The sequence below is a fragment of the Micromonospora sp. RV43 genome, from assembly GCF_001029515.1.
In the GTDB taxonomy this organism is placed as follows: Bacteria; Actinomycetota; Actinomycetes; order Mycobacteriales; family Micromonosporaceae; genus Micromonospora; species Micromonospora aurantiaca.
Genome location: NZ_LEKG01000083.1, coordinates 17,433 through 31,485 on the forward strand (window position 1 = coordinate 17,433; position 14,053 = coordinate 31,485).

9 protein-coding genes, 3 pseudogenes and 1 riboswitch are annotated in these 14,053 nt (G+C 69.2%); of the genes and pseudogenes, 8 read left to right on the forward strand and 4 right to left on the reverse strand.

Annotated features, from left to right (window positions below; genetic code table 11):
- Positions 1-25 precede the first annotated feature (25 nt).
- Positions 26-207: riboswitch (cobalamin riboswitch) on the forward strand.
- Positions 208-296: 89 nt separating this feature from the next.
- Genes ABD52_RS20285 through cobF form a run of 3 tightly spaced genes read left to right on the forward strand, consistent with a single transcriptional unit; the run spans position 297 to position 5,313 of the window.
- Complete coding sequence (locus tag ABD52_RS20285; protein WP_047892848.1) at positions 297-941, forward strand: ferredoxin; 645 nt, start codon at positions 297-299, stop codon at positions 939-941.
- Positions 938-4,537 (forward strand): cobaltochelatase subunit CobN, encoded by a 3,600-nt coding sequence (cobN, locus tag ABD52_RS20290; RefSeq protein WP_047892849.1) that lies wholly within the window; start codon positions 938-940, stop codon positions 4,535-4,537. The genes ABD52_RS20285 and cobN overlap by 4 nt, the downstream gene beginning before the upstream one ends.
- A complete protein-coding gene (cobF, locus tag ABD52_RS20295) occupies positions 4,534-5,313 on the forward strand; it encodes a precorrin-6A synthase (deacetylating) (RefSeq protein ID WP_013476145.1) in 780 nt (259 codons plus the stop codon). The genes cobN and cobF overlap by 4 nt, the downstream gene beginning before the upstream one ends.
- 156 nt (positions 5,314-5,469) lie before the next feature.
- Here cobF and ABD52_RS40925 read toward each other — a convergent pair.
- Positions 5,470-5,811: pseudogene (locus tag ABD52_RS40925) on the reverse strand (cellulose binding domain-containing protein); the annotation flags it as partial.
- Between the two features lie 84 nt (positions 5,812-5,895).
- Positions 5,896-6,411 (reverse strand): annotated as a pseudogene (locus ABD52_RS40930) (CotH kinase family protein); the annotation flags it as partial.
- A 105-nt stretch (positions 6,412-6,516) separates the two neighbouring features.
- On the opposite strand from ABD52_RS40930, the pseudogene ABD52_RS20305 reads away from it, so the two are divergent.
- The 5 genes and pseudogenes from ABD52_RS20305 to ABD52_RS20325 all read left to right on the forward strand — a co-directional run.
- Positions 6,517-6,921 (forward strand): annotated as a pseudogene (locus ABD52_RS20305) (nuclear transport factor 2 family protein); the annotation flags it as partial.
- 121 nt (positions 6,922-7,042) lie between these two features.
- Complete coding sequence (locus ABD52_RS20310; RefSeq protein ID WP_013476147.1) at positions 7,043-7,315, forward strand: GlsB/YeaQ/YmgE family stress response membrane protein; 273 nt, start codon at positions 7,043-7,045, stop codon at positions 7,313-7,315.
- Positions 7,316-7,476: 161 nt separating this feature from the next.
- Positions 7,477-8,397, forward strand: a complete 921-nt coding sequence (locus ABD52_RS20315) for a polyphosphate polymerase domain-containing protein (RefSeq protein ID WP_047892850.1) — start codon at positions 7,477-7,479, stop codon at positions 8,395-8,397.
- Positions 8,398-8,399: 2 nt separating this feature from the next.
- The gene (locus ABD52_RS20320) at positions 8,400-9,077 is read left to right on the forward strand and encodes a DUF4956 domain-containing protein (protein WP_013476149.1); all 678 of its coding nucleotides are present in this window, start codon (positions 8,400-8,402) and stop codon (positions 9,075-9,077) included.
- A gap of 161 nt (positions 9,078-9,238) precedes the next feature.
- Complete coding sequence (locus ABD52_RS20325; RefSeq protein WP_235437507.1) at positions 9,239-10,684, forward strand: CotH kinase family protein; 1,446 nt, start codon at positions 9,239-9,241, stop codon at positions 10,682-10,684.
- 100 nt (positions 10,685-10,784) lie between these two features.
- Here ABD52_RS20325 and ABD52_RS38405 read toward each other — a convergent pair whose 3' ends face one another.
- Both ABD52_RS38405 and ABD52_RS20340 read right to left on the reverse strand, forming a co-directional pair.
- Complete coding sequence (locus tag ABD52_RS38405; protein ID WP_030502021.1) at positions 10,785-11,591, reverse strand: M23 family metallopeptidase; 807 nt, start codon at positions 11,589-11,591, stop codon at positions 10,785-10,787.
- A 264-nt stretch (positions 11,592-11,855) separates the two neighbouring features.
- Entirely contained in the window at positions 11,856-13,886 is a 2,031-nt protein-coding gene (locus ABD52_RS20340; protein ID WP_047892854.1) for a beta-galactosidase, read from the reverse strand.
- Positions 13,887-14,053 lie beyond the last annotated feature (167 nt).

Below are 14,053 nucleotides of genomic sequence, written 5' to 3' on the forward strand. Positions count from 1 at the left end.
CGTCCCCGGCGACACCGGCTGTCGGTGCTACCGTCGTGATGCCAGTCAAACTCAGCCATGAGCCAGGGAACCCGGTGCGAATCCGGGACTGACGCGCAGCGGTGAGGGTGACGGGCGGGGCACGACGCCACTGGACCCACGGTCTGGGAAGGCGCCCCGTCCGGTTGATCCCGAGTCCGAAGACCTGCTGGCCGCAGATCCGTCTGCGACACGTGCCCATCCAGGCCTCGCGCACAGGCCCCGGACGAAAGAAGACCCCGTGTCCCGATCGCACCGGATCACCGGCTCCTGACCCCGTGAGCGTCCTCGTTCACGTCGCGACCGCACTGACGGACGCCGCGTCGCCGGTGCTACGCGGGCAGGCCGAGGCAGCCGGCGCCCGACTGGCCTTCCTGCAAGCCGGCGAGCCGACGCTGACCCATGTGCTCGACCTGCTGCACGCCGAGGGCGTTCGGGAGGTTCGCCTGGAACCGGTGAGCACCGACGACCTGACTTTCGCCCGTTCGTGGGTGGGACGCGTGGCCGGCCACTGGCACCGTCAGCAGATCGACCCGCCGGTCATCCGGTTCGGCGAGCGCGCGATCACCGGGCACGAGGCGCCACTCACCTCACCGGCCTGGGACACCCTGCCGCCGTACCGCCATCATCTACTGCTGTGCCGCGGCCCGCGCTGCAGTGCCCGCGGCGCGGACGAGACCTATCGCGCGATCGTGGGCGCGCTCGTCGAGCAGCAGCTCACCGACGCCGACGTCCTCATGGCCCAGACCGGCTGCCTGTTCCCGTGCAACCACGGACCAGTCGCCGTCGTGCACCCCGACGGCACCTGGTACGGGCCGGTGCGACCCGGCGACGCGGCACGCCTCGTCGGCGAGCACCTACGCGCCGGCCGTCCGGTCGGCGACCTGCGCCTCGGCTCCCGTGTCACCGAAGGAGAAACATGACACGCATCGCCCTGCTGTCCACCTCGGACACCGACCTGCTCTCGGCGCGGGCCAGCAACGCGGACTGGTCCTGGGCCAACCCTGCCCGGCTCACCGGCGAGCGCCGCGACACCCTGACCACCGAGGCCGACGTGGTCGTTCTGCGGGTGCTCGGCTCGCCCGAGGACGTACGCGACCTCGCCGCGCTGATCCGCGGCACCGGCCGTCCCCTGGTCGTGCTCGGTGGGGAACGGACGCCGAACGCCGCGTTGATGGGGCTGTCGACCGTCCCGATCGGCGTCTGCGCCGAGGCGCACCGCTACCTCGCCGAGGGCGGCGCGGAGAACCTGCGCCAACTGCACGCCTTCCTGTCCGACACCGTGCTGCTGACCGGCGAAGGCTTCGAACCGCCGGCCGTGCTGCCCGAGTGGGGAGTCAGCCGGCAGCCGGCCCCGGACGCCCGGCCCCGCGTCGGAGTCCTGTACTACCGGGCCCACGAGGTGAGCGGCAACAACGCGTTCGCCCACGAACTCGCCGATGCCATCGACACCACCGGCGTGGCCGCCGGCGTACCGATCTACGTCTCGTCACTGCGGGCGGCGCCCGAGGAGTTGTACGCCGAACTCGCCACCCTGGACGCGATCGTCGTCACGGTCCTGGCCGCCGGCGGCGCCCGGCCCGCCACCGCGAGCGCCGGCGGCGACGACGAGTCCTGGGACGTCGAACGGCTGCGCGCCCTCGACATCCCCGTGCTGCAGGCTCTGGCGCTCACGTCCGGCAGAGCCGAGTGGGAGGCGTCCGACGAAGGCGTCACCCCGCTCGACTCCGCGACCCAGATCGCCATCCCCGAGTTCGACGGCCGCCTCATCACCGTCCCGTTCTCATTCAAGGAGGTCGACGCCGACGGCCTGCCCCGCTACGTGACCGACCCTGAGCGATGCACCCGCGTCGCGGGCATCGCCGTCAACCACGCCCGACTGCGGTATGTCCCGCCCGCCGAGCGCAAGGTGGCCCTCGTCCTGTCGGCCTACCCGACCAAGCACAGCCGCATCGGCAACGCCGTCGGCCTCGATACGCCCGTGTCGGCGATCCGATTGCTGCGCGCGATGCGAGATGCCGGCTACGACCTCGGCGCACCCGGCGCAATTCCCGGGCTCGACCCGCTGCTCCCGGTCGAGGGAGAGGATGCCGACACGACGGCCGGCAACGCGCTCATCCACGCTTTGATCGCCGCCGGTGGGCAGGACGAGGAGTGGCTCACGCAGGCTCAGCTCAGCGAGTCGCACGTGCGTATCAGCCGGGACGACTACCGGCGCTGGACTGCCGGATTGCCCGCCGCGCTGCGCGACGCCATGGCCGAGACCTGGGGCGAGGCTCCCGGCTCGCTTTTCGTCGACGACGACGGCGACATCGTGCTGGCCACCCTGCGCGCCGGTAACGTCGTCATCCTCATCCAGCCCCCGCGTGGCTTCGGCGAGAACCCGGTCGCGATCTACCACGACCCGGCCATGCCTCCGTCGCACCACTACCTGGCCGCGTACCGCTGGCTCGAACACGGCTTCGGCGCCGACGCGGTGGTGCACCTCGGCAAACACGGCTCGATGGAGTGGCTGCCGGGGAAGAACGCCGCGCTCTCAGCCGCCTGCGCCACGGACGCGGCGATCGGCAGCATGCCGTTGATCTATCCGTTCCTGGTCAACGATCCTGGCGAGGGTGCCCAAGCCAAGCGCCGCGCGCACGCCACCATCGTCGACCACCTGGTGCCGCCGATGGCACGCGCCGAAAGCTACGGCGACATCGCCAAGCTGGAGCAACTGCTCGACGAGCACGCCAACATCGCCGTGATGGACCCGGCGAAGCTGCCCGCGGTCCGCCAGCAGATCTGGACGCTGATGCAGTCCGCACAGATGCATCGCGACCTCGGCCTGGACGAACGGCCCGGCGACGAGGAGTTCGACGACTTCCTGCTGCACGTCGACGGCTGGCTGTGCGAGATCAAGGACGTACAGATCCGCGACGGATTGCACGTGCTCGGCCAGGCGCCGACCGGACAGGCACGCGTCAACCTGGTGCTCGCCGTGCTCCGCGCGACACAGGTCTGGGGCGGACAGAACCGGGCACTGCCCGGCCTGCGCGCCGCGCTGGGTCTTGCCGAGGACGCCCCGGCGGCCGACGTCGACGCCGTGGAGGCGCAGGCCCGTGCCCTGATCGAGGCGATGGAGAAGGCCGGCTGGCAGGCTGACGCGATCGACGCGCTGCACGACGACCCGGTGGTACGCGACGTCCTGCGCTTCGCCGCCGAGCAGGTCGTGCCGCGGCTGGCCGCCACCACCGACGAACTGACCAACGTCCTGCACGCGCTCGACGGCGGTTTCGTCCCGGCCGGGCCCTCCGGCTCCCCGCTGCGCGGACTGGTCAACGTCCTGCCGACCGGCCGTAACTTCTACACCGTCGACCCGCGGGCCGTTCCGTCCCGTCTGGCCTGGGAAACGGGACAGGCGATGGCCGAGTCCCTCGTCGCCCGGCACCTCGCCGAAACCGGCGAGCATCCCCGATCGGTCGGCCTCTCCGTGTGGGGCACCTCCGCGATGCGCACCTCCGGCGATGACATCGCCGAGGTGCTGGCGCTGCTGGGCGTACGCCCCATCTGGGACACGGCCTCACGCCGGCTCAACGGCCTGGAGGTGATCGGCCTCGACGAACTCGGCCGGCCCCGCATCGACGTTACCGTGCGCATCTCGGGATTCTTCCGCGACGCCTTCCCGCACGTCATCGAACTCCTCGACGACGCCGTGCAGCTCGTCGCCGGGCTCGACGAACCCGATGAGCGCAACTACGTGCGGGCACACACCCGCCACGACCTCGCCGAGCACGGCGACCAGCGGCGGGCCACCACGCGGATCTTCGGTTCGAAGCCCGGATCGTACGGCGCCGGCATCCTCCAGGTCGTCGAGTCCGGCACCTGGCGCGACGACGCCGACCTGGCCGCCGTCTACACCGCCTGGGGCGGCTTCGCCTACGGCCGCGGCCTCGACGGCATCGCGGCAACCGACGACATGCGAACCAACTACCGGCGCATCGCCGTCGCCGCGAAGAACATCGACTCCCGCGAGCACGACATCGCCGACTCCGACGACTACTTCCAATACCACGGCGGCATGATCGCCACGGTCCGCGCGCTGACCGGCGCCGAACCCAGGGCGTACGTCGGTGACTCCACCACGCCGGACGCCGTACGCACCCGCAGCCTGCAGGAAGAGACCAACCGCGTCTTCCGCTCGCGGGTGGTCAACCCGCGCTGGATCGCGGCGATGCAGCGCCACGGCTACAAGGGAGCGTTCGAGCTCGCCGCCACCGTGGACTACCTCTACGGCTTCGACGCCACCGCCGGTGTCGTCCACGACTGGATGTACGAGTCGCTGGCCCGCGAATACGTCCTCGACGAGACGAACCAGCAGTTCATGCGCCGCGCGAACCCCTGGGCACTGCGCGGCATCGTGGAACGGCTGAACGAGGCCGCCGACCGTGGACTGTGGGCCGAACCGGACGCCGAGGTCATGGCGGAGATGGCCCGCGTGTACCTCGAGGTCGAGGGAGACCTGGAGGATCAGGCGTGACACGGCGCCTCACCCTGGTGGGCCTCGGCCCGGGCGACCCCGAACTGGTCACGGCCCAGGCCGTCCGGGCACTCAACGAGGCCGACTACTTCCTTGTCGCCGACAAGACCGGACAGCACCCGGGCACGGCCGACCTCATCGCGATGCGAGAGGCGATCTGCGCCCGGCACGTCACCGGCGCCTGGCGGCTCGTGCACGTACCCGACCCGGAACGCGACCGTGCCGACCCGGCCGACTACACCGGCGCGGTACGCGACTGGCACGAGGCACGGGCCCAGGCGTTCGAGCAGGCATTGCTGGACAACCCGGGAGACGCCGCAGTGCTCGTCTGGGGTGATCCGGCCCTGTACGACTCGGCGATCCGTGTGGCCGACCGCATCGCCGAACGCGCACGGGTCGACATCACCGTGGACGTCGTACCCGGCCTCAGCAGCATCCAACTGCTGGCGGCACACCACCGGCTCGTCCTCAACACAATCGGTGGCCCGATCACCATCACGACCGGTCGCCGCCTGCTCCACGACGCGGCGACACACGACAACCTCGTCGTCCTGCTCGACGGGGCATTGACCTGTCGCCAGCTCCCCGGACTGTCGGCCTGGCAGATCTGGTGGGGCGCGAACCTCGGCTCGTCCGACGAGCAACTGGTGGCCGGCAACCTTGACGAGGTCGCCGACCGGATCTGGTCCCGGCGGACGGCGGCGAAACAGAGCCGCGGCTGGGTCATGGACACGTATTTGTTGCGCCGGGCCGGCAGCCTCGAGCGGCGATCCTGAGAATCACATCCTTTGACCCACCGATGATCACCCAGCCGCGAACGCACTCCTGCGATCGCTGGCCGCAACCCGTTACCGTGCGTGCCGCTCTAGCGCCTTGCGCCGAGCCCTGAGCGCGAGCGTAGTGTGGCGCGCGGTGGCCACTGCGCGGCTGAATCAGCTCGCGGTGCAGGTAGGTGTCGGTGTGGTGGGTGTACTGGTGGTGGAGCCGAGGAAACCGAAGGTGGTGCTGGCGCCTGGGGCGAGGCTGCCGTTGTAGCTGACGTTGCGGGCGGTCACCGCGGATCCCTGATTGGTGACTGTCGCATTCCACGCCTGGGTGACCGTCTGCCCCGCGGGGTAGGTCCAGGTCACGGTCCAGCCGTTGATCGCCGTGCCGCCCGCGGTGACCCGCACCTCGCCCTGGAAGCCGCCCGACCACTGGCTGGTCACCGTGTACGTGGCGGCACAGCCGCCTCCGCCAGTCGGCGGTGGGGTGGTCGGCGGGGGCGTGGTCGACCCGCCCCAACCGGTGGTCGAGTCGAGCCAGGCAGCGCGGCGCAGCATCCAGTCCCGCATGAACTGGACCTGCCCCTGCCAAGTCGGTGAAGTCGGCGTGACGAAGGGCCCGATCATCCGGGTGCTCAGGTTGGGCCAGCGCTGGAAGTTGCGCTGTGCCCCGTTGGTCAGCGGACCGGTGAGGGCGTTGATTCGGGACTGCAACGATGCGTCGGACAGTGGGCCACGGCGCAGCGTCTGCCAGCGCAGCCGCACCTCGTTGACGAAGGCCGGGTCACGCATCAGCTGCGTGTACCAGTCGTTGGCCACCGGTTGGCGGATCTGCTGGTACTGCCAGCCGGATGTCTGGTCGTTCTGGAAAAAGCCGCCCACACCGAAGGTGAGGTTGTAGTCCCAGAGCGGGCCAGCGGAGATCTTGGTGTCGCGGTCCTTGTAGAAGTACGCGCTGCGGATGTACGAGTCCATCTCCCGGCTCAGCTCGTTGATGATGAGCTGGTCTATGAAGGAGGGCACGTCGATGTACGCCCGGTAGCCGGTGACCGGGTCGGCGAAGTTCGGTGCCCGCAGGACGTTGTGGAATTCCTGAAGATGGTTACGCAACCAGTCGCGTTGCTCTGGTTGCAGGGGGGACGGATCGGTGACCTCAAGGTAGTTCCAGCAGCTTGCCGCCGGCCCGGTGCAGGGCAGGATCGGCTCCTCGGCGAGCTGGGCGACGCGGGGCAGCGGGAGGTGGCCAGGCGGTACGCCGCCGCGTGGGAGTCCGGCGACGTCGAGACGATCGTTGCGATGCTGACGGAGGACGCGCGGTACTCGATGCCGCCGCTGACCGTCTGGTACGAGGGCCGTGAGCAGCTCCGCGGCTTCCTGACCGAGGTGACGGGCGGGCGGAGGTGGCGGTTCCTGCCGACGAGTGCCAACGGGCAGCTCGCGTTCGGGACGTACCTCTGGAACGACGCGGCTGCCGCCTACCTGCCGGCGGGGCTGGACCTGCTCGTGCTGCGGGGGCGCCGGGTGGCCGAGGTCGTCTCGTTCCTCGACGTGCCCCTGCCCGACTTCGACCTGCCAGATCGGCTGCCGGGAAGGAAGTCGCAGACGGGCCTGCACCTGTAGTGCACGCGGCCAGCGCGTCGCCTCGGCGAGGTCCGGACCGCTCGGCGTGGCTGGTTTCGGCGGTTGTGGGGGAGGGGCAAGGATAGGAACCGACGACAACCCCTCCGGAGGGACGGCTCTCGTGGAAGTTACCGGCTTCTTCACCGCGATCATCATCGGTCTGGTCATCGGCGCACTCGGCCGCCTGGTGGTGCCGGGCAAGCAGAACATCCCGATCTGGCTGACCCTGCTCATCGGTGTGGTCGCTGCGATCCTCGGCACCCTCGTCGCCGGTGCGCTCGGTGTCGACGACACCCGCGGTATCGACTGGATCGAACTGGCCATCCAGGTCGCCTTCGCCGCGATCGGCGTGGCGCTCGCGGCAGGCGCGTACGGCCGGCGCCGTATTCGCTGACCGCTCCCGGCACGACGGCGGCCCACCCCGGCGCGGGGTGGGCCGCCGTCGTGCCGTCCACCTGTCGTTCAACTGGAATTCGTATGTTCTTCACAGCCGGCTCTGAGGTTGACCTGATTACCTCCCTTTCGTCCTAGCCGTTTGCAGATGGGCGACGAGAGATGCGAAACCCCCTTCGACGACGAGGTGTACCGCCCGATCCCACCGGGGACGGCCCGCCGGGGCCGGTCCCGCCGGAGCATCCGGCGCTGCGGGTCGCGAATGATCAGGCCGGTCACGCGTTGCGGGCGCCGAGCAGGCTGCACGCCTTCAACCGGTACGAGATCAAGTACGTGATGCCGTACGCCGTGGTGCCGGAGCTACGCGAGGCCCTCGCTCGCCGGCTCGATCTCGACGCCTACGCCGCCGGTGGCGGCTACGGAGTGTGGAGCGTCTACTACGACACGCCTGACCTGCGCTTCTACTGGGAGAAGATCGAGGGACTACGGTTCCGGCGCAAGCTGCGGCTTCGACACTACGGCGACCGGTTCCGAATCGACGACGACAGTCCGGTGTTCGTGGAGATCAAGCAGCGGGTCAACCGGGTCACGCAGAAGCGGCGGGTGGAGTTGCCCTACCGGCTCGCCAGGGATCTGTGCGACCGCCGGATGGCGGTCGACCACGACCCCGGGCAGGGGGCGTTCCTCGATGAGGTTCTCGACCTTCTCTGCCGGCTGGATCTGCGGGCCGTGGCGATGACCGGCTATCAGCGGGAGGCGTTCATCGGCCGGGACGCCGACTCCGGCCTGCGGGTGACGATCGACCACCGGGTGCGGGGGCGGGACCGGGACTTCCATCTCGGGGCGGACGTCGAGAACCGTCTCATCGTCCCGGCCCGGCTGGCCGTGGTGGAACTCAAGGCCGACGAGCGGGTTCCTCGCTGGCTCACCGACCTGACCGCCCAGATGAACATGTCCGTGGTGCGGGTTTCCAAGTACTGCCAGAGTGTCGAGGCGTTCGGTCGTGCGCCTCGCTCGATCTTTCATGTTGCCGACGACGACGCCGGTGCCCTGGTGCCGGCCGCCAACCGAAGTGAGGCGTGACAATGCCGTTCGATGTTCAGGATCTGTCCGGCACGTTCAGCATCGGCGACATCGCCATCGCGCTGTCGCTGTCGTTCGTGCTCAGTGCGATGATTGGCTGGGTCTACCGGTTCACCCACCGAAACGTCTCCTACAGCCAGTCCTACGTCCAGACACTGGTCATCCTGGGCATGCTGATCGCATTGATCATGCTGGTGGTGGGGTCGAACATCGCGCGGGCGTTCGCGCTGGTGGGGGCGTTGTCCGTGGTGCGGTTCCGTAACGCGATCAAGGAAACCCGCGACGTCGGCTTCATCTTCCTGGTGATGGGCGTCGGCATGGCCGCCGGTACCCGCTTCTACACGCTCGCGATCGTCGCTGCGGTGGCGATCAGCCTGATCATCGTGGTGATGTACCGGTTCAACTGGTTCGCATCGAGTGTCCAGCGGCAGGTGGTCAAGGTCCAGGTGCCGCCGGACGGCAACTACACCGCGAGCGTCCAGGACGTGCTCATCGCACACACCAGCGAGTTCGAACTGGTCAGCATGGAGTCCATCCGGGGCGGCGCGCTGACCGAGCTCATGTACACGGTCCGGTTGAAGAAGGGCCACGAGCCGGGTGACCTCATCAACGCCCTCGGTGAGCGTACCGGTGGCCAGCGGGTGACCGTCCTGACCGGCTACGACCAGACGGACCTGTGATGCCACGGTTTGCGATTCCGGAGTCGTCCGCGCCCCCACCGACGCCCCCGCCGGCTCGACGGCGACTGCGGCACCGGGTTCCGATCCGGGTGCGGCACTACTGGAAGCTGCTCGTGACGTGTGCCGCGTTCGTGGTCATCTGCGCGGTGGTGTTCAGCACCGTGCGGGTCGCGCCGCTGGTCGTCAGCAGCAGCGACCAGACCGCCGACGAGGTCACGCAGGATATCGCCGGCGCGGTCGACCTCTTCGACGCCGGGGTCGCCCACACGATCACGCTCACCTACCGGGAGAAGGACTACCAGGAGATCCTGGACGACTACTGGGACGACGGTGAGAAGACCTGGCTCGAGGCGGACCTCACGATCGACGGCGCCACCATCCCCAGCGTCGGTATCCGGCTCAAGGGCAACTCGACACTCTCCGGCCTGACCCGCAATGGTGAGTCCCGGCGTGCCGGGGCGGGCCGCGGCGGGTTGCCCGGCGGCGGGCAGATGGCCGGGCCTGGTGGTGCGCAGCCCGGTGGTGCTGGACCGGGCGGGTTCGGGCGGTCCTCCCTCAAGGCGGAGGAACCGGAGAACCTGCCCTGGCTGGTTCGCTTCGACGAGTTCATCGACGGACGCCGCTATCAGGGGCACCGTGAGGTGACGTTGCGGGTGGCGGGCATGGGTGGCGGCGGCGGCACGACGGTTCTCAACGAGGCCGTCGCGCTGGGGGCGCTCGCGGCCGCCGAGGTGGATGCGCAGCGTTACGCATACTCCAGCTTCACCGTGAACGACCGGCCGACCACCACCCGCCTCGTGGTCGAACATCCGGACGAGACCTTCGCCGACGCGGTGGGCGAGTCCGGTGTTCTGTACAAGAGCATATCGACCAGTCAGTTCACGGACCAGGGCGATGATCCCATCGACTACGCCGACGACTTCAAGCAGATCACCCTGAAGGGCAGCCAGGATCTACAGCCAGTCATCAAGCTGATCAAATGGGTCCAGGAGAGCAGCGACGCCGACTTCGACGCGCACCTCGCCGATCATGTCGACGTGACGTCGTTCGCTCGTTACGTGGCCGCGCAGAACCTGCTGCTCAACTTCGACGACATGTCCGGGCCGGGCCGGAACTACTACCTGTGGTACGACCTGAAGACGAAGAAGTTTTCCGTCATCGGCTGGGACTACAACCTCACCTTCTCCGGTGAGGCCACCCAGGGGCCGCATGACGCGGGCCGGATGGGTGGCCGGTCGCCGCAGGATGGTGCGGCCGGCGATCAGCCCCCGGCCGGTATGGATCGACCCGGCGCCGGGCAGTTCCCGGACGGCGGCGACGGTGAGGGGGGCCGGGCGCGGGGGATGATGAGCGGGCACAAGCTCAAGGAACGCTTCCTCGCCAGCGCGGCCTTCAAGACGGTGTACGAGGATGCCTATCGCGAGCTGTACCAGAAGATCTACGCGCAGAACGGCGCGCAGAAGGCGCTCGACGAGATCGTCGCCGTGCTGCCGACGGTCGGCGGCTACCAGGCGCAGACCACCGACACGGCAGTCGAGCAGCTCCGCGCTCTGATCGGGCGGCGCAGCGACCACCTCGCGACCGATGCGGTGATCACTGCCGGATGAGGCGGCCGGGCATGAACGAGCCGGTCGGCGGCGTGCGTGGAGGCATGTCGCCGACCGGCTCCGCCGGGTTCCCGCGGTGCCGGCACCTGCGGGGGCCGGATCAGGCCGGCACGTTACCGTTGAGGTAAGCGTTGATCTGGTCGATCTCCAACGCGTTGAAGATCTCGGGTTGATCCGCAGCCTGGTTGGAGTTGATGATCCGCTTGAACAGGTTGTAGTGGGCCATCGACCGCAGGCCGATGACGCGGTTGGGGGTTACCAGGTAGCCGGTACCGCCGGTGCTCCAGATCAGATACATCAGTCCGTCCTTGGTGACAATCTCGGGTGGAGTTCCGGGCGCCCCGGCATACGGGGCGCCCTTGAGAACCGACTCGGGGTCAACTCGCTGTCCGTTCGGCTGGAATATTTCAAGGTGCAGGTGCGGGCCGGTCGAGTGACCGGTGGATCCCACGTTGCCGATGTGCTGGCCGGCAGCGACCTGCGTGCCTGTCCCGACCCTGGGAGTCTCCCGCATGTGCCCGTAGACACTCCGCCAACCATCGGCGTGGGTGATGACGGCGTGGTGACCGAGGCCGCTCGCGCTGTAAGAAACACCGGTCACCGTACCCGCCGCAATCGAGCGGATGGGATAACCGAGGATTCCCGAGTAGCTGTAGTCGGTTCCGTTGTGCATCCTGGACACGCCGGTGATGGGGTCCGTGCGTGGTCCGAACGTGGACGTGATGGGCACCCACTTGTCGAACGGCCGGTTCCACCTCGGAGTAGCGCCGTAGGCGGCCTCCGCGAGCCATGCCTCCGGAATGACGCCGGCGGCGAGCGCCGCAGTGACCAGGCCGAGCAGGCGACGGCGGTTGACGCCACGGGACGCCAGGTCGTCCCCCGGGCATGGTTCGTCGATTGCCTGCATCCGGCTCCCTGCTCCCGCTATCAGTCGACATCTAAGGACATGGATCTTAGGGGGCTCGGCTCGGCGGCTGTCAAGAGCCGGTCGGGCCGTCGCAAGCCGGAGTGGCACCGGTCGTCGGGTCGTCCACGTCCCACCGGGTCTCGTGCGCGTTGGACCGCGTGTGCGGCGGGCTGTCCGATTCGGCCATGGTGTGCGACAGGGCGCTCTGCCCGAATATCCTCCGGTCCACCCCGACGCCGTTGACGGCTGCCCGCGCTGCGACGTTCACTCGTCCTCCCGCAGCACCACCACCCCCCGGGCCGAAAGCCGCAGCGGCGCGCCGGGGTCGACCCGGTCTCCGGTGAGCAGGTCGACCCCGCCGGAGCGGGCGGCCACCTCGACCGGCTCGGACCGGTGGTTGAGCAGGAACAGCAGCCGGGCTCCGTCGGGGGTGACCCGAGTGGCCGACTCCAGACCCGGCAGGTCCGAAGCGGGGCCGAGCAGGTCGTGGCGGGCCAGCACCTGGCGCACCACCCAGGACACGCCGGTCCCGTCCAGGCCTGCGCCTACGTACCATCCGTGCCCGGCACCGAAGGTGTTGCGCGTCACTGCGGGGGTGCCGGCGTAGAAGTCGGCCCGGTAGGTGCCGATCACCTCCGCGCTCTGCGGAACGATTAGTTCGAACAGCAACCGGGCCTCGACCTCGAGCCGATCGTCGCTGCCGAGACGGACCGGGTTGACCACGTCGGGGCCGCGGGCGTCCCACTCGTCGACCCGTATCCCCATCAGCTCGCCGAGTGGCCCGGGTACGTCGGCCAGGAACGCGTTGTCGTTCTCGTCCACCCGGCCCGACAGGAACGTGGTCAGCACCGACCCGCCGCGGGCAGCGACCGCCTCCAGCCGGCGCGGCAGATCGCCCTTGAGCATGTGCAGCACCGGCGCGACGACGACGTCGTAGCGGGACAGGTCCGCGGTCACCGGGACGACGTCGAGGTCTGCCCCTGCGTCCCACAGCGCACGGTGGTACCGCTGCACCACCTCCAGGTACCGGACGAGTCGCGACGGCCCGTCGGAGATCTCCAGCGCCCACCAGCTGTCCCAGTCGAACAGCAACGCGACCCGGGCCGGGGTCCGGGCGCCCAGCGAGGCCGCGCCGAGCCGGTCCAGTTCGGCGCCCAGCTCGGCGACCTCGCGAAACACCCGGGTGTCCGAGCGGCCGGCGTGGCCGATGACCGCGCCGTGGTACTTCTCGCAGGCACCCCGCGCGGCGCGGAGCTGGAAGAACAGCACCGCGTCGGCGCCGTGGGCCACCGCCTGCCAGCTCCACAACCGCAGCAGGCCGGGTCGCTTCAGCGGATTGACGTCGCGGCAGGCGGTGCTGCTCGGCGTTTGTTCCATCAGCCAGAACGGCTGGCCGTCCTTGAGTCCACGCATGAGGTCGTGTGCCAGTGCCATCCGGGCGGCCGAGTCGTCGTCGGGCGGGTAGTTGTCCCAGGAGGCGAAGTCCAGTTCCGGCGCCCAGCGGTGATAGTCGATCGGGCGGTACAGGCCCATGAAGTTGGTGGTGACCGGGATGTCCGGGCTGTACTCCCGGATGGCGGATTTCTCGTCGCGGAAGTTGGCCAGCATCGCGTCGGAGGTGAACCGCAGATAGTCCAGCGTGATGCCGGCGAAGGCGGTGTGGTCCGGCCCGCGCCAGTGCTCGGTCAGCGCCGACGGCGCCTCGATCTGGTCCCAGTCGGTGAAGGTGTGCGACCAGAAGGTGGTGTACCAGGCGGAGTTCAACTCGTCGATCGTTCGGTAGCGCTGGCGTAACCAGCTGCGGAAGCCGGCCGCGCAGAGGTCGCAGTAGCAGGCGCCGCCGTATTCGTTTCCCACGTGCCAGGCGGCGATCGCCGGGTTGCCGGCGTAGCGACGGGCGATCCGGCGGGCCAGCTCGGCGGAGAGACGGCGGAACACGGGGGAACTGGGGCAGGAGTTGTGCCGCTGCCCGAACCGGTGGCGGCGGCCCTCGAAGTCGGTGCGGGTCACCTCCGGGTGTGCCCTGGCCAGCCAGGGCGGATGCGCCGCTGTCCCGGTGGCCAGGCAGATGCTCCGCCCCTCGGCGGAGGCCCGGTCGACTATCCGGTCCAGCAGCGTGAAGTCGTAGACGTCCTCGGCCGGCTGGACGAGCGCCCAGTCGAACACCCCCAGCGTGACGAGGTCGATCCGGGCGGCGTCGAACAGCCGGTAATCCTGCTGCCACACGTCCTCGGGCCACTGCTCGGGGTTGTAGTCTCCACCGAAGAGAATCTTGCGGGTGACGGGAAGGCTCATGGGGTGAATCCGTCCGTCGATAACTTCCGGTAAGCGCGTGCCATCTTTCCGAAAAGTCATGAGCATCGCTACCGGGGTGCCCGTGAACCGATCGGTCATTTCCTGGCGCGGCCCGGCCCACGGAAGGGTCGGGAAGTGCCTGTACCGGGCGGGAGTCAGTATGGGGG

Bases quoted from the DNA above. Each gene is read 5' to 3' on its own strand.
- ABD52_RS20340 (WP_047892854.1), bottom strand. From the start codon at position 13,886: ATGAGCCTTCCCGTCACCCGCAAGATTCTCTTCGGTGGAGACTACAAC.
- cobN (WP_047892849.1), top strand. From the start codon at position 938: ATGACACGCATCGCCCTGCTGTCCACCTCGGACACCGACCTGCTCTCG.
- ABD52_RS38405 (WP_030502021.1), bottom strand. From the start codon at position 11,591: ATGCAGGCAATCGACGAACCATGCCCGGGGGACGACCTGGCGTCCCGT.
- ABD52_RS20315 (WP_047892850.1), top strand. From the start codon at position 7,477: ATGCGAAACCCCCTTCGACGACGAGGTGTACCGCCCGATCCCACCGGG.
- ABD52_RS20320 (WP_013476149.1), top strand. From the start codon at position 8,400: ATGCCGTTCGATGTTCAGGATCTGTCCGGCACGTTCAGCATCGGCGAC.